Genomic DNA, 19567 nt, shown 5'->3' with positions numbered 1-19567 from the left:
CTAGCCCGGCTCGACGACGCCTTCCACGACGTCGCGGATGCGCTCCAGGGTGCGCCGCATGTCGCGGATGTTGTTGCGCTGCCGCAGAAAACCGCCGAACACGTAGTAGTAGACGTTGGTCAGGAAGGAGTCGGCCAGCTTGAACGACTCGGTGACGTCGGTGCCGCCGATGTCTTCCGGGGCGGGCGTCAGCTCGTAGCGCCACCGGTTGAGCGCTCGATCACCGGCGAGCACCGCGAAGCCGAACACCCGATTCGGTTCGCACTCGGTGACCCGGCACGTCGTCCAGTACACCGGGCCGATCCCGTTGCGCCGGACGTGTCCCCGGAACCGCGCGCCGACCGCCGGGCCGGTGGCGCCGTCGAGCCATTCGGCCTCGAAGGTCTCCGGGGAGAACCGGCCGATGTTGCGGACATCAGCCACCAGATCCCAGATCCGCTCGGGAGGGGCTGCCATGTGAACTGTCGCGGAACCCTGCATGTTCGCCAATCCAAGCATGTCTTTCGCGGTGCGGCTAGATCCTCCCGGGACACCCTGGACCACCCCGGGCAGAGCACTGAGCCCCACCCGGAACCGGGTGGGGCTCAGTAACGAGATGGTGGGCTCAGCCCTCGCTGCCGCCGCCGGGGGTGGCGCCCAGGTGGCTCTGCAGGTCAGGCTTCATCGCCTGCAGCTGCGCGCCCCAGTACTCCCAGCTGTGGGTGCCGTAGTCCGGGAAGTTGAACACGGCGTTGTTGCCACCGGCCGCGACGTAGGCCTCCTGGAACTTCTTGTTCTGACCGATCATGAAGTTGCCTTCGAGGAAGGTGGCGGGGATGTTGTCGCCGCCCAGCTCGTTCGGGCGGCCGTTACCGCAGTACACCCACAGGCGGGTGTTGTTGGCGACCAGCTTGCCGACGTTGACGGTCGGGTCGTTGCGCAGCCACGCGGGGTCGTCGTCGGCGCCCCACATGTCTTCCTTCTTGTAGCCGCCGGCGTCACCCATGGCCAGGCCGATCCAGCTCTTGCCGTCCGACGGGTTGACGTAACCCGACAGCGAGCCCGCGTAGCTGAACACGTCGGGGTGGTAGATCGCCAGCGTCATCGCCGACGAGCCGGCCATCGACAGACCGACTGCGGCGTTACGGCTCTGGCTCACGCCGTACTGGGAGGCCAGGAAGGCCGGCAGCTCGCTGGTGATGAACGTTTCCCACTTGTAGGTCTGGCAGCCGGCCTTGCCGCAGGCCGGCTTGTACCAGTCGCTGTAGAAGCTGGACTGGCCACCGACCGGCATGATCACCGAGATGCCCGACTGGTAGTACCACTCGAACGCCGGGGTGTTGATGTCCCAGCCGTTGTAGTCGTCCTGGGCACGCATGCCGTCGAGCAGGTAGAGCCCGGGGGAGCCGGAGCCGCCGCTCTGGAACTGCACCTTGATGTCACGGCCCATACCTGCGGAGGGAACCTGCAGGTACTCGACCGGCAGACCCGGCCGCGAGAACGCCGATGCGGTCGCTTCGCCACCCGTCAGGCCGATCAGGCCGGGCAGCGCTGCTGCGGCCACCGCGCCGACCATAAGTCGGCGCGCCCAGCGCATCCCCTTGGTCACGTCTGTCATTCCTGCCCCTTGTCGTCTTCCTGCGGAACGGTCTCGAAATGTGTTCGAACTAGCCGACTTGTCGATCGCGACGCAAAGCACGCCACCATGTCCCTGTCGGCCTTCACATGCAGCAACCGCCGCTCTCTGCGACCCCGCTGCCTTCTCAGGGATCAGACCCGCCGGATAGCATACCCGATTTGCGGTCTGGGACCCGGCTAGGCATGGCCGCGCGACACGCGTAGGCTGCCCTGCGGTAAGCCGACAAGACCACACTGTCCTGGGCTGTCCCCGGTCCGCTCCGGTGCCCGCCGAACCCGCCACGGGCAAGGCGAAGGTAGCGAGCCGCCGCGGTGACATCGCAGATCAGGACGATTGGGGCGCGCGATTTTGGACACGGTACTGGGGCTGGCGATGACGCCGACGACGGTCGGCTGGGTCATGACCGAAGGACGGGGCCACGACTTCCCGGGCGGCCAGACGGTTTCCGGTGATGAGTTCGCCATCACCCGCGGTGATGCCGGGTTGGATGCGGCGAGCATGGCGTCGTCGGCGTCGGCGGTGGCCGCCCGGGTCCGCACGGTGTTGGCCGGCCGCGGTGACCGGCTGCACGGGGTGGGTGTGACCTGGAGCGATGACGCGGCCGTCGGCGCCGCGCTGCTGCTGGAGTCGCTGGCCGACGCCGGTTTCGACAACGTGGTGCCGGTGCGTTTCAGCCGGGCCGCCGCCTCGCTGACCAGTGGCATCGGACTGCACGGTGAACAGACGGCGGTATGCGTCATCGAGCCTGGACTGGCCACGCTGGTGCTGTTCGGTAACGAGGATCCGGTCGTCACCGCCTGCCCGATCGGCGGCACCGATGACCTGCTGGGCTGGCTGGCCGACGTCTTTGGATCGGGGACCCGGGGGCCCGAGGTGCTGATGGTGGCCGGCTCGATGCGCGGCATGGACCGGCTCGGGCGCCGCCTGGAGGCCAAGCTTTCGATACCCGTCTTCGTTCAGCCCGGTGCGCAGCAGGCGTTGGCGCGCGGCGCGGCGCTCGCCGTGGCCCCGCACGCCGACCTGGCCGGTCTGGCCGGCACCCCGGCTGGGCGGCGGCCCGCAGCGATCGGTTCGGCGCGTGCGATGTCGCTGTCGTATGCCGGTGCGCTGACGATGCTGACCGGGGGAGCGGTCACCTTCGTGGCCTCGCTGTCCGCCGCGCTGAGCCTGCAGCTGGGCCCGGACCGAGACGTCCCGGACGTGCGGCCGCGCGAGCACGCGACGGTGGCTCGCGTCGCCGTGCCCGCGCCCCCGGCTGCGCCAGCGGCGCCGCCGGCCGACCTCGCACCCTCGGCCGAGCTGCCGGAGGAACCGGTCGAGTTCGGTTCGCTGTGGGAGGGGCCGGCCGCGGCCCCCGAGCCGCCGGCACCGCCGCCGAGCGCCGGCGCCTCGCTGCTGGACCGATTCCGTCAGCGGATTCCGCGTCTTCCCGGCCGCTGAGTCAGCGGCCGGCAAGCGTGTCGCCCGCGATGGTCGCCGACAACGACACCGTCACCTCGTCGGCGACCTGCATGGCTCCCATCAGCATCGAATAGCGCCGTATTCCGAAGTCGCTGTGGCGTACCACGGTCTCGCCGTCCACCCGCCAGGAACCGTCGAGCTCAGCCACCCGCACCGCGATGACGTGCGGCCTGGACCGGTCGCGGATCTGTAGGGACCCGGCCAACCGATAGCCGCCGTCGGTCGCGGCGATGTCGGTGCACTCGAACCGGATGTGGCCATACCTGCCGGCGTCGAGGCACTTGAGGGCATTCGTGCGGATCAGTGATTTCTCCGGGGCGGTCAGCGGGGTCAGTCCGCCGTCACCACGCAGCACCTGCAGCGAATCCACGTCGACGGTCAACGCTACGGCGGTGGGCCGCTCACCGGACCATGACACCGCCGCCTGCCAGCGCTGCATGACCATGGTGAGCCGGTGGCCCATCTTCGCCGCCCGACCGGTCACACCGGTGCCGAGCAGTAGCTGTCCGTGCGATGCGTCGAACTGTCGTTGCGCCCCGGCCATCTGGGCACTTTAGCGGCCCGGTAGGCGGCGACAGCATTCGGCGGATTCGCGATGAGGCGCCGCGGCCACCCGTTAGGCTGCTTCCACGCGGGGCCGCCTGCTGGCCCGGATCGAGGAGACCAAGGGCGAAGAAGAATGATTCGTGAACTAGCCGCAGCTGTTTTCGTCGCGGGCGCCGCCGTCGCCGGCGCGCCGGCCGCCGGCGCCTACCCCGGTGACGTGCCGGGCATGGTCGACGGGCAGCGCCAGGGTGACGCCTGCTTCAGCTGGGAGCGCTTCATCTACGGGCACGGCCCCAACGGTCAGGCGCTGGCCTGCCATTTCATCGCCAACCAGTGGCCGCCCAAGGACACCGGCTTCTGGCAGATCTCCTACCCGCTCTACGGCGTGCAGGAAATCGGTTCACCATGTCCGAACCCCCAGTCGGCCGCGCAATCGCCCGACGGGTTGCCGCTGCTATGCCTCGGCGCGCGCGGCTGGCAACCCGGCATCTACACCGGAGGTATCGGGCCGTACTTCCCGCCCGGAATCGCTCAAGTCGGGTGACCGCGGCGTAGCCCGCCCCGCATCTGGAACGGACAGCTGCCGTCCAGGCGATTGCACTAGCTTCAGGCGGGGTAGCTACACGCAGGAGGTGGGACGACTTGGGCGAACGCGGTGAGGCGACGTCGGAACTGGTGGTGATCTTCGGGATAACCGGAGACCTGGCCCGCAAAATGACCTTCCGCGCGCTGTACCGCCTGGAGCGCCGCAAGCTGCTGGACTGCCCGATCCTGGGGGTGGCCAGTGACGACATCACCGTCGAGGAGTTGATCGACCGGGCCGGCGAGGCGATCCGCCACACCGGCGAGCCGTTCGACGAGGCGGTGTTTCACCGATTGGCGAAGCGGCTGTCCTACCTGCACGGCGACGTCACCGACACGGCGCTCTACGATCAGCTCGCCGAACGGGTCGGCACGGATCGCCGCTGCCTGTACTACCTGGAGATGCCGCCGTCGCTGTTCGCCCCGATCGTGGAGAACCTCGGCCGGGCCGGGCTGCTGCAGCGATCCCGGGTGGCGGTGGAGAAACCGTTCGGTCATGACCTGGCCTCCGCGCGCGACCTCAACGCCCGACTGCGCGCGGTGCTGCGCGAAGACCAGATCCTGCGGGTAGACCATTTCCTGGGCAAGCAACCCGTCGCCGACCTCGAATACCTGCGGTTTGCCAACACCACACTCGCTGAGCTGTGGGACCGGCACAGCGTCGCCGAGATCCACATCACCATGGCCGAGAACTTCGGCGTCGAGGAGCGCGGCAGCTTCTACGACGCCGTCGGCGCCTTGCGGGACGTGGTGCAGAACCACCTGCTGCAGGTGCTGGCGTTGTTCGCGATGGAACCGCCGGTCGGGCCCGGCGACGACGACCTCAACGACAAGAAGGCCGAGCTGTTCCGTGCGATGCCCCCGGCCGACCCCGCGCATTACGTGCGGGGCCAATACCGCGGTTACGCGGATGTGCCCGGGGTGGCCGCGGGGTCGCAGACCGAGACGTTCGTGGCGCTGCGCCTGCAGATCGAGAACTGGCGCTGGGCCGGGGTGCCCATCTTCCTTCGGGCCGGCAAGGCGCTGCCCGAACGCGTCACCGAAGTCCGGTTGTTCACCCGCCGGGTCCCGGCGCTGGCGTTCATGCCGCAGCGCGAACGCGCCCAACGCAATCAGATCGTGCTGCGCATCGACCCGGATCCGGGACTGCGGCTGCAGCTGGTGGCCCAAGACGACCAGGACTGTCAAGCCTGGCGCGACATCCACCTCGATTCCTCGTTCGCCCGTGATCTGGGTGAACCGATCCGCCCCTATGAGCGGTTATTACATGCCGCGATGATCGGCGACCGCCGGTTGTTCGCCCGGGAGGACAGCATCGAAGAGACCTGGCGCATCGTGGCCCCACTGCTCGACCAGCCGGGGGAGATCCACCGCTACGAGCCCGGCTCGTGGGGGCCCGAAGCCGCGCAGAAGCTGGTGCACGGCCACCGGAGCTGGCAGAAGCCATGGCTGCCGGAGAGCAGCCGGTCACACTAAGGGAGGACAGCAATGCGATTGGGGATGATCGGTCTGGGCCGGATGGGCGCCAATCTCGTTCGGCGACTGGTCGCCGACGGCCACGAATGCGTCGTCTACGACCAGAATGCCGATGCGGTCGCAGCGCTGGCCGCCGAAGGCAACGCCACCGGGGTGTCCTCGCTGGCTGAGCTGGCGGAGAAACTGCCCGCGCCCCGCGTGGTGTGGGTGATGGTGCCGGCCGGCAAGATCACCGCCGGGGTCATCCAAGAGCTCGCGGGCACACTGGCGGCCGGAGACATCGTGATCGACGGCGGCAACTCTTACTACCGTGATGACATAGCGCACGCGAAGCTGCTGTCCGACAAGGGTATTCGACTGCTGGACTGCGGTACCAGCGGCGGGGTGTGGGGTCGCGAACGCGGTTACTGTCTGATGGTCGGCGGCGATCGCGACGCCTTCGACCATGTCGAGCCGATCTTCGCCACCATTGCGCCCGGGGTTGAGGCCGCCCCGCGCACGCCGGGCCGCGACGGTGAGGTCTCCCAGGCCGAGAACGGTTACTTGTACTGCGGGCCATCGGGGGCCGGACACTTCGTGAAGATGGTGCACAACGGCATCGAGTACGGGATGATGGCCTCGATCGCCGAGGGACTGAATATCCTGCACCACGCCAACATCGGCAAGGCCGATCAGCAGGGTGACGCCGAGACCGCACCGCTGAGCCATCCCGAGTTCTACCAGTACGACATCAACATCCCCGACGTCACCGAGGTCTGGCGGCGGGGCAGCGTGATCGGCTCCTGGCTGCTGGACCTGACCGCCAGCGCCCTGCAGAAGTCTCCGGCGCTGGAGGAATTCGCCGGGCGGGTCTCCGATTCCGGGGAGGGCCGCTGGACGGTCATCGCCGCGATCGACGAAGGAGTGCCGGCCCCGGTGCTCACCACGGCGCTGTATGCGCGCTTCGCCTCGCGCCATCTGTTCGAATTCGGCGCCAAGGTGCTCTCGGCGATGCGCAAGCAGTTCGGCGGACACGACGAGAAATCCGCGTGAGCTAGTTTCGTTGGCGGCCGCGGCGTCGCCCGATCCTGGCCGCTCAGCGTGTGCGCGTGCCAGTATGGGGGATGCCGCAGCGACGGCGAACGACCCAGACAGGCGGTACTGCGGTGATGGCCGCTGCCGGCCGGGCGAGCGGGCCCGTCATCGCCCTGATCGTGCTGCTGCTGGTCGCCGGCGCGGCGACGCGCGGGTATCTGCCCGGCCGCGAACATGTCGCGCACCGGCCGGCCGCATCGAGCCCGCTGGAATCGATCATTCTCGCGGGCCTGCTGGCGGTGTCCGTCGGCGCTATCGTGGTCGCCGTCGTCCAGCGGGCCCGCCACCAGCGCGCGGTCGCCGGCAGCATGGGGAAACTCTCCCCAACCGCCGGAGCTCACCGTGGCAGGCCGGCGTGGCGGGTGCTGCTCATCGGATTGGCCGCCGTGACGGTATGGCTGCTGGCGGTAATGATCCTGGCGAAGCTGGGTGGGGCGCACCGGTTCGCAGTCCCAGCCGGGTTCTTCGGGGCACGCGGTGAGGTGCCCGCAGCACCGACCGCGCCGCAAGCGCCGACCCCGGCGCCACCGCACCGGCTCCCCGGCGGCTCCCCAAGCGATCTCGCCAGTGATCTGCTGGTGGCCGCCGCGGCCCTGCTGCTGATCGCCGCCGGCGTCTTCGTCGCACGCTTCCGTCGTGCCGGGCCGCCAGCGCCGGCGACCGGGGCGGCGACGCCCGCGGTCGCAGCACCCACCGCGAGCGAAACTCTCGCGCGGGCAGCCGAACTCGGCTTGACCCGGATCGCCGACCGAAGCCGCGAGCCGCGGGAGGCGATCATCGCCTGCTACGCGGTCATGGAGCGCCACCTCGCCGATGTTCCCGATGCCGCACCGCGCGAGTTCGACACTCCCACCGAGGTGCTGGCACGGGCTGTCGAACACCACGCGGTGCCGGCCGAAAACGCATCCCGGCTGGTGGAGCTGTTCACCGAGGCGCGTTTCAGCCCGCACCTGATGACTGAGCGGCACCGCGCCGACGCGGTCGCCATCCTGCGGCTGGTGCTCGACGAGTTGCGGGCCCCGACGTGAAAACGCTTGCACTGCAAGGCATGCTACTGGTCGTAGCGGTGCAGCTAGCGGTGCTGATGGCCCACCGCCCGCAGCTGCTGCTGTGGGCGGCCGGTATCGCCGTTGCGCTGCCTCTGGTCGGCATCCGGCGGCTGCTGACTCCCACCGGACCGCCCGAGGCGGCGCTCACCGACGAGCCGGGAGAGTCCTTGCGGCGCTGGCTGAGGGGCACCGAGGCCAGAATCCGCTGGGCGGAGTCGACCCGAGCGGATTGGGACCGGCGCTGGCGGCCGATCCTGGCCCGTCGGTTCGAGGTCTCCAGCGGCCAGCGGCGGGCGAAGAACCCCGCGGAGTTCAACGCCACCGGCGTGATGCTGTTCGGCGATGCACTGTGGGCCTGGGTGGATCCCGGCAACGTCGCGCCCACCGGAGACCACGGGCCCGGCCCGGGACGCGCTGTGCTGGAAGAGATCCTGTACCGGCTGGAACAGCGATGAGCGCGGGGCTGTCCGGCACGGCGGCGATCACCGCCGAGCGCTGCACCGCGGTGCTCGACGAGATCGAGCAGGCGGTGGTGGGCAAGCGGGCCGCGCTCACACTCATTCTGACCACCGTGCTCGCCGGTGGCCATGTGCTCATCGAAGATCTTCCGGGCCTGGGCAAGACATTGATCGCACGGTCGTTCGCGGCCGCGCTCGGCCTCGACTTCACCCGGGTGCAGTTCACCCCGGATCTGCTGCCGGCAGACCTGCTCGGCACCACCATCTACGACATGGCCTCGGGGCATTTCGAGTTCCGGCGCGGGCCGATCTTCACCAATCTGGTGCTGGCCGACGAGATCAACCGGACCCCGCCCAAGACGCAGGCGGCCTTGCTGGAGGCGATGGCCGAGGGGCAGGTCAGCATCGATGGCCACACCCATCGGCTGCCGGAGCCGTTCATCGTGCTGGCCACCGACAACCCGATCGAGTATGAGGGCACCTACCCGCTGCCGGAGGCGCAGTTGGACCGCTTCGCGATCAGGCTGCGCCTGGGCTACCTGTCGGAACACGGCGAGACGGCCATGCTGCGCCGGCGACTCGACCGGGGCGCCGCGGTGCCGACGGTGCGCCAGGTGATCGACGCCGACGACGTGGTGGCGATGCGCGAATCGGTGGAGCAGGTCAGCGTGCACGATGACGTACTGCGCTACGTGGTGTCGCTGGCGAACGGGACCCGCCACCATCCGCAGGTGGCCGTCGGCGCCAGTCCACGATCGGAACTCGACCTGATCCAGCTCGCCCGGGCGCGCGCGCTGCTGCTCGGCCGCGACTATGTGATCCCCGAGGACGTCAAGGCGCTGGCCACCTCGGCGGTGGCGCACCGGATCACGTTGCGACCCGAGATGTGGGTGCGGCGGATCCAGGGCTCGGATGTGGTGGAAGAGCTCCTACGGCGCCTACCGGTGCCCCGGACCCCCGCCCCGCCCGGCCCGGCACCGGGCATGACACCGCCATGACGCAGCACCCGCACTCCGGCGAGGTCTCCGAAGTCGACCTCGATTTGCACTGGCGGGCCTCGCCGTTGGCGCGAGCGTTGGCCAGCAGTGCGGCGCTAGCCCTGGCGGTGGCGGCGGGCGGGCCGCGCTGGCAGTTGGTCGCCTTCGCCGCTCCGCTGCTCGGCGTGCTGTGCGCACTGGGCTGGCAGTCCCCGGTACCGGTTTTCCGGCTGCAGGCGAACCCCGCGGCGCAGCGCTGCTTCGAATCCGAGCCGGTCGAGTTGACGGTCGCGGTCGCGGCATTGGCGGGTGAGGCGGCCGCGGTGACCCTGGAGGTGGCCGCGCACCCGGCGATGGATCTCGCGGGAGATGGCGATGCGTCCGGGCGCCGAAAGTCGGTGCGGGCCAGCGCCCAACGCTGGGGCCGTTACCCGATTCGGGCCACCGTCACCGCCCTGGGGAGGGGCGGGCTGCTGGCCGGGACAGGCACCGTCGACGTCGCCGAGGTCACGGTGTTCCCCCCGGCGCCCCCACAGCCCACGCCGATCCCGCACAGCGAGCTGCTCGACCGGGTCGGCACCCACCTGACCCGGCACCCGGGCCGCGGCGTGGAGTACGCCGACATCCGCGCCTACATCCCCGGCGACCCGTTGCGCTCGGTGAACTGGCCGGTCAGTGCGCGACGCGGCAGCCTGCACGTGACCGAGCGGCTGACCGATCGCGCCGCCGACGTGGTGGTGCTCATCGACGCCTACCCGCAGCCGCGCGGCCCCGCGACGGCCGCGACCGAACGGTCGGTGCTGGGCGCGGCGCAAGTCGTGCAGACCGCGTTGCGCAACGGTGACCGCGCCGGGGTCGTCACGCTCGGTGGTCGGCACCCGCGCTGGGTCGGGGCCGATATCGGGCAGCGGCAGTTCTATCGCATCGTCGATGCGGTCCTGGGGGCCGGCGACGGCTTCGAGACCACCACCGGAACGCTCGCACCGCGGGCCGCGGTGCCGCCCGGCGCGCTGATCATCGCGTTCTCCACCCTGTTGGACACCGAGTTCGCGCTCGCCCTGACCGACTTGCGCAAGCGCGGGCACGTCGTATTGGCGGTCGACGTGCTGGCCGGTCCGCCGTTCGTGGAGGAACCCGATCCGCTGGTGGCGCGAATCTGGACCCTGGAGCGCACCGCGATGTACCGGGACATGGCCACCGTCGGCGTCGATGTCGCATCGTGGCCGCAGCAGCAGCCGCTGGAGCAGGCCATGCACCTGGTGACGCAGCGCCATCGCCCGACGGCGGTGCGGTGATGCAGCGTTCCGCCGCCGACCGCAGCCTGGCGCTGGTCATGTCTGCCGCATGCGGCCTGGCGATGGCCGCAGCCGCCGGCGCCGGGTCGTCCGGGATTGCCGCGGCCGGGGCGCTGCTTACGGCCGGCGCGGTGCTGGCCGGGCTGTGGTGGCGGCCCGCGGCGACAGCGGCCGTGCTGCTCACCGTCGCCGTGATCGGGTTCGCCGATCCGCCGACGGTTTCGGCGGTGGTCGCCGGCCTGGCCGCGGTGGCCCATTTGTTGTTGCGGCACGCCGCCGACGGTGCCACAACGGTGACCGCCCCGGCGCTGCTGGGCGCGACGGGATTCAGCATCGTCGGTGTGGTGGCGGCCAGCTTCCCATTGCAGCTGCCGTGGTTACCGCTGGCCGCAGCGCCGGCCGTCCTCGGCTGTTACGTGCTGGCGCTGCGGCCGTTCCTGGCCTAGGGCAGCCAAGCGTCAGACCGAGGCGGCGGCGTTGATCTCGTCGAGTCGGCCGCTGGCTTCGAGGTATTCCTGCACCCAGCGCTGCATGACGGCGGAGGTCTTCTCCACCTTGGTGAACTGGCCGACGACCTGGCCCACCGGGTTGAACGCCACGTCGACGCTTTCGTTGGGGTACTTGTTCGTGGCCCGCACCGCCATCCCGGAGACCATGTACTGCAGCGGCATGCCCAGCGGCTTGGGGTTCTCCGGCGCCTCCCACGCCTCGGTCCAGTCGTTGCGCAGCATCCGGGCCGGCTTTCCGGTGAACGACCGGCTGCGAACCGTGTCGCGGCTGCTGGCCTTGATGTAGGCCGCGTGCTGGGCCTCGGTGTTCGACGACTCTTCAACCATGAGCCACTGCGAACCGGTCCAGGCGCCTTGCGCGCCCAGCGCCAGGGCCGCGGCGATCTGCTGACCACTGCCGATACCACCGGCGGCCAGCACCGGTACCGGCGCCACCGCCTTGACAACCTCGGGCCACAGCACGATCGAGCCGACCTCGCCGCAGTGGCCGCCGGCCTCGCCGCCCTGCGCGATGATGATGTCCACACCGGCCGCGGCGTGCTTGCGCGCCTGCGAGGCCGAGCCGCACAGCGCGGCGACCTTGCGGCCGGCCTCGTGGATGTGCTTGATCATGTCGGCCGGGGGCGTCCCGAGCGCGTTGGCGATCATTGTCACTTTCGGGTGCTGCAGGGCCACCTCGACCTGCGGGGTGGCGGTCGCCTCGGTCCAGCCCAGCAGCTGCAGGCTGTCCTCGTCGGCGTTCTCCACCGGCACGCCGTGATCGGCCAAGAGCTTCTTGCCGAAGTCGAGGTGCTCCTGGGGCACCAGCTTGCGAAGCGATTCGGCGAGCTCCTCGGCGGACTGCCCGGAATCCATGCCCTCGTACTTGTTGGGGATGACGATGTCGACGCCGTAGGGGTGATCGCCGATGTTCTCGTCGATCCAGTTCAGCTCGATCTCAAGCTGCTCGGGGGTGAACCCCACCGCGCCCAGCACCCCGAAACCGCCGGCCTTGCTCACCGCGACAACCACATCGCGACAGTGCGTAAAGGCAAAGATCGGGAACTCGATACCGAGTTCGTCGCAGAGGGGAGTGTGCATGACCTAACTCCTTCAAGGGCGCCGGATTGAAGTGAAACGTGTTCTAATTTAGTACCAGACTCGGCGTGGTGAGGCCAGTCGGCCACCAGTGGGCCTCGTGAGGGCAACACTACCGCCAATCGTGTCCCGGTTCCTGCGGCTCAGTGGGTGGCGAAAGCGCGCAGCACGGCCACCCCGAAACCGGCGGCACGCCGCAGCGACCGGCCGCCCGCGCGGCCGGAACCGCTGACGTGCAGCACCGGCCAGCCTTCTTCGGCTGCCAGCGCCGCCAGCCCGGGTCGCGGATTGACCGGCCGGGGCCGACCTACCAGCGACATCAGGGCGGCATCCTCGTCGCCGTCGGCGTAGAAGAAGCTCTGGGCGAGATCGACGCCGTTGCCCGCGCAGAACCGCTGCACGGCGGCTGCCTTCTGGGGCCCCCATACCACCGGCTTGACGATGTCTCCGGTCAGGACGCCGTGCTCGTCGAGTTCGAATCGGTTGCACAGCACCTGCGCAATACCCAGGTAGCGGGCGACCGGCTCGGCGTGGATGGTCAGCGCCGAGGAGCTCAACACAACGGTGTGGCCCTGCTGCTGATGCGCCCGCACGACGTTCTGCATATGCGGGTAGACCCTGCTGGTGATGTGCTCGGCGAAGAGTCGCTCGCCGACGTCGTCGAGTTCGGCGATGGACTCGCCGCGCAGGTAGCCCGCCGCCCGCACCAGCAGTCGCTCGAATTGCATCCGGCCCAACCGATATCGCACGGCGGCCTCGACCACGCCGAGCACCTCGCCGGCCCGGGCCTGGCGCCGGCGGATCCGGTCACCGGCGTGTGCGGTGGCGGTGAACCCGGACACCAGCGTGCCGTCCAGATCGAAGAATGCTCCGATCCGGGCTCCCGGTTCGGTCCGGCCGATCTCGGCGATCAGATCGCGCGGTGCTGCGGTCATCGGCGTCGATGCTACGTTCGCCACCGCCAACCGGGGCGCCCACGCGCCGCAGGGGTTGGGGCGAAACCAGCAGCTGATAGCGTGGTTGGCCTATGAACGAAAAGGCCGGCTCCAGTGAGACCACCGCCACCGATGTGCGGCAAGCCCTGTCCGAGCAGGCCGCGCAGCTCGGCTGGCAGCGCACGCAGCGGGAGCGTGTCGACGTCTACCGCCGCGGGCTCGCCCACGTTCACGCGATATGGCGCGACAGCGGCACCGTCAACGGCGGGGCGCACTATGACGACTCCGTCCTGCTGACCTACACCACGGAACTGGCGAAGATCCAGAGCTGGCTGGCCCGCTAACGGCGCGATAACCGCGGCGGCTCCGGTTCGCAACGGTTGGATAACCGCCCCTCGTGTCACACGGGCAACAGTTTTCACACGGCTAACTTCGGTCCCGACCTTGTTGGTATTCGGGATGGGGAAGAAGCCATGTCACGTATCCGTAATTGCCTCACCGTCGCGGCCGGCGCCGCCGCGGGATTGTTCCTGGCCGCGCTCGCGTCCAGCGCCACCGCCAACGCGGACACGGTGCCGCTCAACCCGGGGCTGCCCGGGGTCGTCGAGCAGGTGGTCGCATCCTCGGCCACCATTCCGCAGCAGTTGCTGCAGACCACCACGTCGGCGCTGAGTGGAACCTCGGTGGCGCCGGCAGCGTCCCCGGCACAGGCGCCGATCGCCACCGCCACCTTCAACGTTCCGCCGGCCGCGGGCGCCCCGGCGCCGGGCACCCAGGCCGCCGGCCTGCCCGGACTGTCCGGGTTCCCGGCCAACCTGACGTCGGTGCTGCCGTTCCCGTTGCCGAACTTCGGGCCTTCGACGCCAACCCCGACAGCGGTGGTTCCGGCTGCGTTCGCGCCGTCGGCGCCGGTGACACCGATGGAGGTCATGCTGATTCCCGGCTTGCCCTGACGGTGAGGCCGTAACCTCGGACCGGTGAGCGCACGCGCAGGAATCGTGGTCACCGGTACCGAGGTACTCACCGGACGGATCGCCGATCGCAATGGACCGTGGCTGGCCGACCGCCTCCTGGAACTGGGAGTGGAGTTGGCGCACATCACGATCTGCGGTGACCGGCCCCGCGACATCGAGGCCCAGCTGCGGTTTCTGGCCGGCGAGGGTGTCGATCTGATCATCACCAGCGGCGGTCTGGGACCGACGGCTGATGACCTGACGGTCGACACCGTGGCCCGGTTCTGCGGGCGCGATGTCGTGCTCGACAGCGCTCTGGAAGCCCGGATCGCCGAGATCATCAAACCGATGATGGCGCGCTTCACCGGACCGGGCGCCCCGGACTTCGCGACGGTCCGGGCGGCCAACCGCAAGCAGGCGATGGTGCCGGCCGGCGCGACCGTCCTGGATCCGGTCGGTACCGCCCCCGGCGTGGTGGTGCCCGGCGCTCCGACGGTGGTGGTGCTGCCGGGGCCGCCCCGCGAGTTGCAACCCATGTGGCACAAGGCGATTGCCACCGCCGAGGTGCAGCACGCGATCGCCGGCCGTACCCGCTACGAACAGCGGACCGTGCGGATGTTCGGCCTGCCCGAGTCCGGCCTGGCCGACACCCTGCGGCACGCCCAGGAGGCCATCGCCGACTTCGTGCGGCTGGAGATCACCACCTGCCTGCGCCGCGGCGAACTCGAGATCGTCACCCGATATGAGCCCGACGCCGCCGCGGCCTACGGCCAATTGCTCACGCTGCTGCGCGAGCGGCACCCCCGGGCGATCTTCTCCGAAGACGGTTCGCGGATCGACGATCTGGTGGCAGCGCGGTTGGCCGGCCGGTGGATCGCCACCGCGGAATCCTGCACCGCCGGGCTGCTGGCCGGGCGCCTGGCCGACCCGCCCGGGGCGTCGGCGTACCTTGCCGGCGGGGTGGTGTCCTACTCCAACGACGCCAAGGTGGATCTGCTCGGCGTGGACGCGGCGCTGATCGCCGAGCACGGCGCGGTCTCCGAGCCGGTGGCCGAGGCGATGGCCGCCGGCGCGCTGCGCCGCTTCGGCGCCGATACGGCGGTGGCGATCACGGGCATCGCCGGGCCGGGCGGCGGTACACCGGACAAGCCGGTGGGCACGGTGTGCTTCTGTGTAGCGCTCGGTGACGGCCGGGTACTCACCCGGACCACCCGGCTGCCGGGGGAGCGGGCCGACGTCCGGGAACGGTCGACGACGGTGGCCATGCACCTGCTGTACCGCGCACTGTCAACACCGTGATTCCGACCGCAACCGGTGGTATGAACGTCTCACCGAGGAGTTGCGGTCATGAATACAGCGTGGGCGTGGTTTAGCGGATCCGGCTACTGGCTGGGCCGGCAGGTGCTGGCACGCGGGATCGCCGCCGTTTACGTCGTCGCGTTCATTGCCGCCGCGCGGCAATTCCGGGCCCTGATCGGTGAACACGGCATGCTGCCGGTGCCGCGGTATCTGCGCCGACGGCCGTTCCCGGTGACGCCCAGCGTCTTTCAGCTGTACTACTCGGATCGGTTCTTCGCCGGCATCTGCTGGGCCGGTGCGGCCCTGGCGGCCGCGCTGGTGGCGGGGGCGGGCGAACTCGTACCGCTGTGGGCGGTGATGGCGATCTGGCTGCTGCTATGGGCGATGTACCTGTCGATCGTCAACGTCGGCCAGACGTGGTACGCGTTCGGCTGGGAATCGATCCTGCTGGAGGCCGGGCTGCTGGCGGTGTTCCTGGGCAACGACCGGGTTGCGCCGCCGGTGCTGGTGATGTGGCTGGCCCGGTGGCTGCTGTTCCGGATCGAGTTCGGGGCGGGGTTGATCAAGCTGCGCGGCGACTCCTGTTGGCGCGATCTGACCTGCTTGTATTACCACCACGAGACTCAGCCGATGCCGGGACCGCTGAGCTGGTTCTTCCACCACCTGCCCAAACCGCTGCACCGGATCGAAGCCGCCGGCAACCATGTTTCCCAACTGGTGGTGCCGTTCGGGCTGTTCGCCCCGCAGCCGATCGCCGGGGTGGCGGCGGCGATCATCGTCGTCACCCAGCTGTGGCTGGTGGCCTCCGGTAATTTCGCCTGGCTGAACTGGGTGACGATCGTCCTTGCTGCCGCCGCGATCGACCAGTCCTGGCTCACGTTTGCGGGCCTGCGGCCCCCGGCGATGCCCGACCCTCCGGTGTGGTTCACCGCTCTGGTGCTGGCTTTCGCCGTCATGGTGGTCGTGCTCAGCTACTGGCCGGTGCGCAACATGGCATCACGTAATCAGCGAATGAACGCCTCGTTCAATCCCTTTCATCTGGTCAACACCTATGGGGCGTTCGGGACGGTCGGGCGCGCCCGCCGAGAAGTGGTGATCGAGGGGACCGCGGACACCGACCTCAGCGAGAAGACGCTCTGGCGGGAATATGAGTTCAAGGGCAAACCCGGTGCCACCGATCGGCTTCCACGGCAGTGGGCGCCGTATCATCTGCGGCTGGACTGGCTGATGTGGTTCGCCGCGTTGTCGCCGGCGTACGCGCGACCGTGGCGAGACGCGCTGCTGCAACGCCTGCTGCGCAACGATCGCGATACGTTGCGGTTGTTGCGGCACAACCCGTTTCCCGACGAACCGCCGCGCTACGTGCGGGCACTGCTCTACGACTACCGCTTCACCACCCCGGCGGAGCGGCGTCGCGATCGGGCCTGGTGGCACCGCACTCTGGTGGGCATCTACCTACCGCCGGTCTCGGCGAGCGGGGTTTCGGGGCGGCCCGGGCCCTGAGCATCGGCCACCCTTCGCCGATCCAGAGCCCGTTTTCGGCGCTACAACTCCAGCAGCACCGTCACCGGTCCGTCGTTGACCAGCTCCACCGACATGTGGGCACCGAACCGGCCGGTCGCCACCTGCGCGCCCAACTGCCGCAGGGTGTCGCCGAACTCAGCGACCAGCGGCTCGGCGACCGAACCCGGCGCCGCGGCGTTCCAGGATGGCCGCCGCCCCTTGGCGGTGTCGGCGTAGAGGGTGAACTGGCTGACGACCAGGATCGGGGCGCCGACATCAGACGCCGAGCGCTCACCGTCGAGAATCCTTAACTGCCAGAGTTTTTCAGCGAGCCGCCGGGCCTTGCCCGTGTCATCGTCGTGGGTGACCCCGACCAGCGCCACCAACCCTTGCCCCGCCGGCGTGATCTCGCCGACGGCCTCGCCGTCGACGCTAACCCGCGCCGACGAGACGCGTTGCACCAGAACCCGCATGCGCCCGATGCTAGGTAGGCTCGGCGGTGCTGCAAGCGGGAGGGGTGGTCACGGTGTCGGTGCTGGTTGCGTTCTCGGTCACGCCGCTCGGGGTGGGCGAGGGAGTCGGTGAGATCGTCGCGGAGGCGGTGCGGGTCGTTCGGGAGTCGGGCCTGCCCAACCGCACCGATGCGATGTTCACCGTCATCGAAAGCGACAGCTGGGCCGAGGCGATGGCCGTGGTGCAGCGGGCGGTGGAGGCGGTGGCGGCCCGATCACCACGGGTGAGCACCGTGATCAAGGCCGACTGGCGAGCCGGCGCAGTCGATGCGATGACCGCCAAGGTGGCATCGGTCGAGCGGCATCTGGCGGCGCCACCACCTAGGTGACCGGTACGTCGAGGATGGGCCTGCCCACGCCGGCGCCGGGTCCGTCGAAGTGCCACCACTCCCCGGAGTAGACGGCCAGGCCGCCGGCGCTCATCGCGTCGCGCAGGGTGGCGCGTTCGGCCGCCGCGGCCGCGCTGATCCCGTCGGCAAATGCCGCGGCGCGGGGCGAGAAGTCGTCGAAGCCGGTGCCCATCTCGACCAGGCGTCCCCGCGCGTCGGCGGTCGTCACGTCGACCGACCGCCCGGTCTCATGGCTGCGGGCGAGCGGGCCCGGGCGGGCCACCCAGGCCGGATTCGGCACCGCTTGAAACATTCGCACCTGCACGTCGTGCGGCCGGTAGCAGTCCCAGAACACCAGCGTTCGGCCCCGGCCGCGCAGCGCATCGGCGGCTGCCGCCAAACCCGGGGCCAGCGACTCGTGCACCAGGCACCGGGCGTCGGTCGGATACAGCTGCACGCCGGTGAAGTTGTTGGCCGTGGCATACCGCAGATCGAGGATCGCATCCGGCACCGCACTGCGGACGTCGACAAAGCCGGCCGCGCGGGCCGCCGGGGAGACCGGCGGGAAGTCGGGGGCGCCCCACGCCGCGCTGGCCCAACCGATGGCCACCAGCAGCGGCACCACCGCCAACGACCTGATCATGAGCCCGCAACCACTATGGTCAGCCGGTTGCCGTCGCGTTCCACCCGCATCCCGGCCCGGCGTGCGACCGCCGCGACGGCCGCGGCGTCGTCCGGCTCGTACCTGCTGGTCGCCAGCGCCCGGGCCAGCCTGCCCTTGTGGGCCTTGTTGAAGTGACTGACGCTCGCCCGCCGGCCGTCGGGGTGCTCGGCGACCACGTCGACGCGGACCGCGCCGGGGATCTTCGCCAGCGCCGCATACGAGCCGGACCGCAGGTCGACGACGAGTTCCGCGGCGGCGATTTCGGCCAGCACCGGTTCCAGCACGGCACGCCAGCGACTGCCCAGGCCCGGCTGCCCGGGCAGCTTCGAGGTTGCCGACAGCCGGTAGGCGGGCACCGGATCGGCTGCCCGCAGCAGCCCGAACAGGGCTGAGCCGACCGCCAGACGGGCTTCGGCACGGGCCGCCGCCGCGCCGCGCAGCGAGTCGACGTCGAGCGCCTCGTACAGCACGCCGGTGTAGCGGTTGATCGCCGGCGCCGTCGGCGCGGAGCGCAACATCGCGTTGCGCTCGATCTCGGCGTCCTGGGTGGCCGAGAGACCCAGCGCGCGCCGGCTGGCGTCGGGATCCGCGGCCAGGGCGACCAGCTCATCGACCAGCGCTGCCCGCAGCTCGGTGAGTTGGGGGGATCCCAGCGCGTCGAGGCGCAGCGGAGGCCCGTCGCCGCCGGCCCGCTTGGTCTCTGACGGTGGCAGCAGCACGATCACAGCGCAGACGTTAACCGAGCCGCGGCGCACACCAGCGCGGTGGCGAGCATCGCCGCGCCGAGGGTGTCGGTGAGGAAGTGATAGCCGCAGGCCACCAGCCCGAGCATGCCCAGCAGGCTCAGCACCGCCGCCAGCATCAGCGCCCAGCGCCGGGCCATCCTCGAACCGGCCACCACGACCATCATGCCCAGCACCGCGACCAGCAGCGCGGTGTGCCCGCTCGGATACTCCAGGTACACCCCGTTGCGGCGGTCGAAGAGGTGTTTGAGAACCTGATTGACCCCGGTGACAACGAACGGGCAGACCAGCACCGCGGCCGCCAACGCCCATTGCCGCCGAAGCAGCGTGACCGTCAGACAGCCCACCAGCACCGCGAACACCAGCCAGCCGCTGGTGAAGGTCAACAGCCACCGCGGTTGTCCACCGATGACCTCACGGGTGCGATGGCTGAACCAGCTGTCAACGGCCGTCGAACCGCGGCCCACCGCCCAGCCCAGAACCAGGGTTGCCAGCACGCCGGCCGCG

General features: G+C 69.9%; 23 protein-coding genes. 14 read left to right on the top strand and 9 right to left on the bottom strand.

Features of this window, described 5'->3' with window-relative positions; translation table 11 throughout:
• Positions 1-498 carry an SRPBCC family protein gene (locus AC5Y4Q_RS15865; RefSeq protein ID WP_109535764.1) on the bottom strand — a complete coding sequence of 166 codons (498 nt, stop codon included), beginning with the start codon at positions 496-498 and terminating at the stop codon, positions 1-3.
• Positions 499-604: 106 nt separating this feature from the next.
• Positions 605-1597 carry an esterase family protein gene (locus AC5Y4Q_RS15860; protein WP_064923947.1) on the bottom strand — a complete coding sequence of 331 codons (993 nt, stop codon included), beginning with the start codon at positions 1595-1597 and terminating at the stop codon, positions 605-607.
• A gap of 369 nt (positions 1598-1966) precedes the next feature.
• Here AC5Y4Q_RS15860 and AC5Y4Q_RS15855 point away from each other — a divergent pair, with 369 nt between their 5' ends.
• The gene (locus AC5Y4Q_RS15855) at positions 1967-3058 is read left to right on the top strand and encodes a DUF7159 family protein (RefSeq protein ID WP_499959583.1); all 1092 of its coding nucleotides are present in this window, start codon (positions 1967-1969) and stop codon (positions 3056-3058) included.
• Position 3059: 1 nt separating this feature from the next.
• Here AC5Y4Q_RS15855 and AC5Y4Q_RS15850 read toward each other — a convergent pair whose 3' ends face one another.
• Positions 3060-3623, bottom strand: coding sequence for a YceI family protein (locus AC5Y4Q_RS15850; protein WP_065019464.1), 564 nt, complete (start codon positions 3621-3623; stop codon positions 3060-3062).
• Between the two features lie 135 nt (positions 3624-3758).
• On the opposite strand from AC5Y4Q_RS15850, the gene AC5Y4Q_RS15845 reads away from it, so the two are divergent.
• The 8 genes from AC5Y4Q_RS15845 (at position 3759) to AC5Y4Q_RS15810 (ending at position 10982) form a co-directional block, all read left to right on the top strand.
• Complete coding sequence (locus AC5Y4Q_RS15845; RefSeq protein ID WP_064923950.1) at positions 3759-4169, top strand: hypothetical protein; 411 nt, start codon at positions 3759-3761, stop codon at positions 4167-4169.
• A gap of 98 nt (positions 4170-4267) precedes the next feature.
• Positions 4268-5683: a glucose-6-phosphate dehydrogenase gene (locus AC5Y4Q_RS15840; RefSeq protein WP_065019465.1), complete on the top strand. Its 1416-nt coding sequence runs from the start codon at positions 4268-4270 to the stop codon at positions 5681-5683.
• Positions 5684-5695: 12 nt separating this feature from the next.
• Positions 5696-6715, top strand: a complete 1020-nt coding sequence (gene gnd, locus AC5Y4Q_RS15835) for a phosphogluconate dehydrogenase (NAD(+)-dependent, decarboxylating) (RefSeq protein ID WP_499959580.1) — start codon at positions 5696-5698, stop codon at positions 6713-6715.
• Positions 6716-6831: 116 nt separating this feature from the next.
• On the top strand, positions 6832-7785 hold the full coding sequence (locus AC5Y4Q_RS15830; protein ID WP_065019466.1) for a DUF4129 domain-containing protein: 954 nt from the start codon (positions 6832-6834) through the stop codon (positions 7783-7785).
• Positions 7782-8261: a hypothetical protein gene (locus tag AC5Y4Q_RS15825; RefSeq protein WP_499959578.1), complete on the top strand. Its 480-nt coding sequence runs from the start codon at positions 7782-7784 to the stop codon at positions 8259-8261. The genes AC5Y4Q_RS15830 and AC5Y4Q_RS15825 overlap by 4 nt, the downstream gene beginning before the upstream one ends.
• The gene (locus AC5Y4Q_RS15820) at positions 8258-9262 is read left to right on the top strand and encodes an AAA family ATPase (protein WP_499959576.1); all 1005 of its coding nucleotides are present in this window, start codon (positions 8258-8260) and stop codon (positions 9260-9262) included. The genes AC5Y4Q_RS15825 and AC5Y4Q_RS15820 overlap by 4 nt, the downstream gene beginning before the upstream one ends.
• Positions 9259-10536, top strand: coding sequence for a DUF58 domain-containing protein (locus AC5Y4Q_RS15815; RefSeq protein WP_499959574.1), 1278 nt, complete (start codon positions 9259-9261; stop codon positions 10534-10536). Before AC5Y4Q_RS15820 ends, AC5Y4Q_RS15815 begins: the two co-directional genes overlap by 4 nt.
• Positions 10536-10982 carry a hypothetical protein gene (locus AC5Y4Q_RS15810; protein ID WP_064923956.1) on the top strand — a complete coding sequence of 149 codons (447 nt, stop codon included), beginning with the start codon at positions 10536-10538 and terminating at the stop codon, positions 10980-10982. The genes AC5Y4Q_RS15815 and AC5Y4Q_RS15810 overlap by 1 nt, the downstream gene beginning before the upstream one ends.
• A gap of 12 nt (positions 10983-10994) precedes the next feature.
• On the opposite strand, the gene AC5Y4Q_RS15805 is transcribed toward AC5Y4Q_RS15810, so the two are convergent.
• Together AC5Y4Q_RS15805 and AC5Y4Q_RS15800 are read right to left on the bottom strand one after the other, a co-directional pair.
• Positions 10995-12125 carry a nitronate monooxygenase gene (locus AC5Y4Q_RS15805; protein WP_064923957.1) on the bottom strand — a complete coding sequence of 377 codons (1131 nt, stop codon included), beginning with the start codon at positions 12123-12125 and terminating at the stop codon, positions 10995-10997.
• 140 nt (positions 12126-12265) lie between these two features.
• Positions 12266-13057, bottom strand: a complete 792-nt coding sequence (locus AC5Y4Q_RS15800) for an HAD family hydrolase (protein ID WP_064923958.1) — start codon at positions 13055-13057, stop codon at positions 12266-12268.
• Positions 13058-13149: 92 nt separating this feature from the next.
• On the opposite strand from AC5Y4Q_RS15800, the gene AC5Y4Q_RS15795 reads away from it, so the two are divergent.
• The 4 genes from AC5Y4Q_RS15795 (at position 13150) to AC5Y4Q_RS15780 (ending at position 16812) form a co-directional block, all read left to right on the top strand.
• Complete coding sequence (locus tag AC5Y4Q_RS15795) at positions 13150-13401, top strand: hypothetical protein (protein ID WP_064923959.1); 252 nt, start codon at positions 13150-13152, stop codon at positions 13399-13401.
• A 129-nt stretch (positions 13402-13530) separates the two neighbouring features.
• Entirely contained in the window at positions 13531-14010 is a 480-nt protein-coding gene (locus AC5Y4Q_RS15790) for a hypothetical protein (protein ID WP_064923960.1), read from the top strand.
• 24 nt (positions 14011-14034) lie between these two features.
• Complete coding sequence (locus AC5Y4Q_RS15785) at positions 14035-15309, top strand: competence/damage-inducible protein A (RefSeq protein WP_064923961.1); 1275 nt, start codon at positions 14035-14037, stop codon at positions 15307-15309.
• A gap of 48 nt (positions 15310-15357) precedes the next feature.
• A complete protein-coding gene (locus AC5Y4Q_RS15780) occupies positions 15358-16812 on the top strand; it encodes a lipase maturation factor family protein (RefSeq protein WP_064923962.1) in 1455 nt (484 codons plus the stop codon).
• A gap of 41 nt (positions 16813-16853) precedes the next feature.
• Here AC5Y4Q_RS15780 and dtd read toward each other — a convergent pair whose 3' ends face one another.
• On the bottom strand, positions 16854-17285 hold the full coding sequence (gene dtd, locus AC5Y4Q_RS15775) for a D-aminoacyl-tRNA deacylase (RefSeq protein WP_064923963.1): 432 nt from the start codon (positions 17283-17285) through the stop codon (positions 16854-16856).
• A gap of 53 nt (positions 17286-17338) precedes the next feature.
• On the opposite strand from dtd, the gene AC5Y4Q_RS15770 reads away from it, so the two are divergent.
• Positions 17339-17653 (top strand): MTH1187 family thiamine-binding protein, encoded by a 315-nt coding sequence (locus tag AC5Y4Q_RS15770; protein ID WP_064923975.1) that lies wholly within the window; start codon positions 17339-17341, stop codon positions 17651-17653.
• Here the strand turns inward: AC5Y4Q_RS15770 and AC5Y4Q_RS15765 are convergent.
• Genes AC5Y4Q_RS15765 through AC5Y4Q_RS15755 form a run of 3 tightly spaced genes read right to left on the bottom strand, consistent with a single transcriptional unit; the run spans position 17646 to position 19557 of the window.
• On the bottom strand, positions 17646-18296 hold the full coding sequence (locus AC5Y4Q_RS15765) for a M15 family metallopeptidase (protein ID WP_064923964.1): 651 nt from the start codon (positions 18294-18296) through the stop codon (positions 17646-17648). The genes AC5Y4Q_RS15770 and AC5Y4Q_RS15765 overlap by 8 nt on opposite strands.
• Positions 18293-19042 (bottom strand): peroxide stress protein YaaA, encoded by a 750-nt coding sequence (gene yaaA / locus AC5Y4Q_RS15760; RefSeq protein ID WP_064923965.1) that lies wholly within the window; start codon positions 19040-19042, stop codon positions 18293-18295. The genes AC5Y4Q_RS15765 and yaaA overlap by 4 nt, the downstream gene beginning before the upstream one ends.
• On the bottom strand, positions 19039-19557 hold the full coding sequence (locus AC5Y4Q_RS15755; RefSeq protein ID WP_082952764.1) for a phosphatase PAP2 family protein: 519 nt from the start codon (positions 19555-19557) through the stop codon (positions 19039-19041). The genes yaaA and AC5Y4Q_RS15755 overlap by 4 nt, the downstream gene beginning before the upstream one ends.
• Between the last annotated feature and the right edge of the window lie 10 nt (positions 19558-19567).

The organism is Mycobacterium sp. NGS16 (assembly GCF_059813225.1).
This window is presented reverse-complemented; position numbering and strand designations above follow the sequence as displayed.

Bases quoted from the DNA above. Each gene is read 5' to 3' on its own strand.
- AC5Y4Q_RS15845 (WP_064923950.1), top strand. From the start codon at position 3,759: ATGATTCGTGAACTAGCCGCAGCTGTTTTCGTCGCGGGCGCCGCCGTC.
- AC5Y4Q_RS15815 (WP_499959574.1), top strand. From the start codon at position 9,259: ATGACGCAGCACCCGCACTCCGGCGAGGTCTCCGAAGTCGACCTCGAT.
- AC5Y4Q_RS15800 (WP_064923958.1), bottom strand. From the start codon at position 13,057: ATGACCGCAGCACCGCGCGATCTGATCGCCGAGATCGGCCGGACCGAA.
- gnd (WP_499959580.1), top strand. From the start codon at position 5,696: ATGCGATTGGGGATGATCGGTCTGGGCCGGATGGGCGCCAATCTCGTT.
- AC5Y4Q_RS15850 (WP_065019464.1), bottom strand. From the start codon at position 3,623: ATGGCCGGGGCGCAACGACAGTTCGACGCATCGCACGGACAGCTACTG.
- AC5Y4Q_RS15820 (WP_499959576.1), top strand. From the start codon at position 8,258: ATGAGCGCGGGGCTGTCCGGCACGGCGGCGATCACCGCCGAGCGCTGC.
- AC5Y4Q_RS15865 (WP_109535764.1), bottom strand. From the start codon at position 498: ATGCTTGGATTGGCGAACATGCAGGGTTCCGCGACAGTTCACATGGCA.
- AC5Y4Q_RS15795 (WP_064923959.1), top strand. From the start codon at position 13,150: ATGAACGAAAAGGCCGGCTCCAGTGAGACCACCGCCACCGATGTGCGG.
- AC5Y4Q_RS15830 (WP_065019466.1), top strand. From the start codon at position 6,832: ATGGCCGCTGCCGGCCGGGCGAGCGGGCCCGTCATCGCCCTGATCGTG.
- dtd (WP_064923963.1), bottom strand. From the start codon at position 17,285: ATGCGGGTTCTGGTGCAACGCGTCTCGTCGGCGCGGGTTAGCGTCGAC.
- AC5Y4Q_RS15810 (WP_064923956.1), top strand. From the start codon at position 10,536: ATGCAGCGTTCCGCCGCCGACCGCAGCCTGGCGCTGGTCATGTCTGCC.
- AC5Y4Q_RS15790 (WP_064923960.1), top strand. From the start codon at position 13,531: ATGTCACGTATCCGTAATTGCCTCACCGTCGCGGCCGGCGCCGCCGCG.
- AC5Y4Q_RS15805 (WP_064923957.1), bottom strand. From the start codon at position 12,125: ATGCACACTCCCCTCTGCGACGAACTCGGTATCGAGTTCCCGATCTTT.
- AC5Y4Q_RS15860 (WP_064923947.1), bottom strand. From the start codon at position 1,597: ATGACAGACGTGACCAAGGGGATGCGCTGGGCGCGCCGACTTATGGTC.
- AC5Y4Q_RS15765 (WP_064923964.1), bottom strand. From the start codon at position 18,296: ATGATCAGGTCGTTGGCGGTGGTGCCGCTGCTGGTGGCCATCGGTTGG.
- AC5Y4Q_RS15780 (WP_064923962.1), top strand. From the start codon at position 15,358: ATGAATACAGCGTGGGCGTGGTTTAGCGGATCCGGCTACTGGCTGGGC.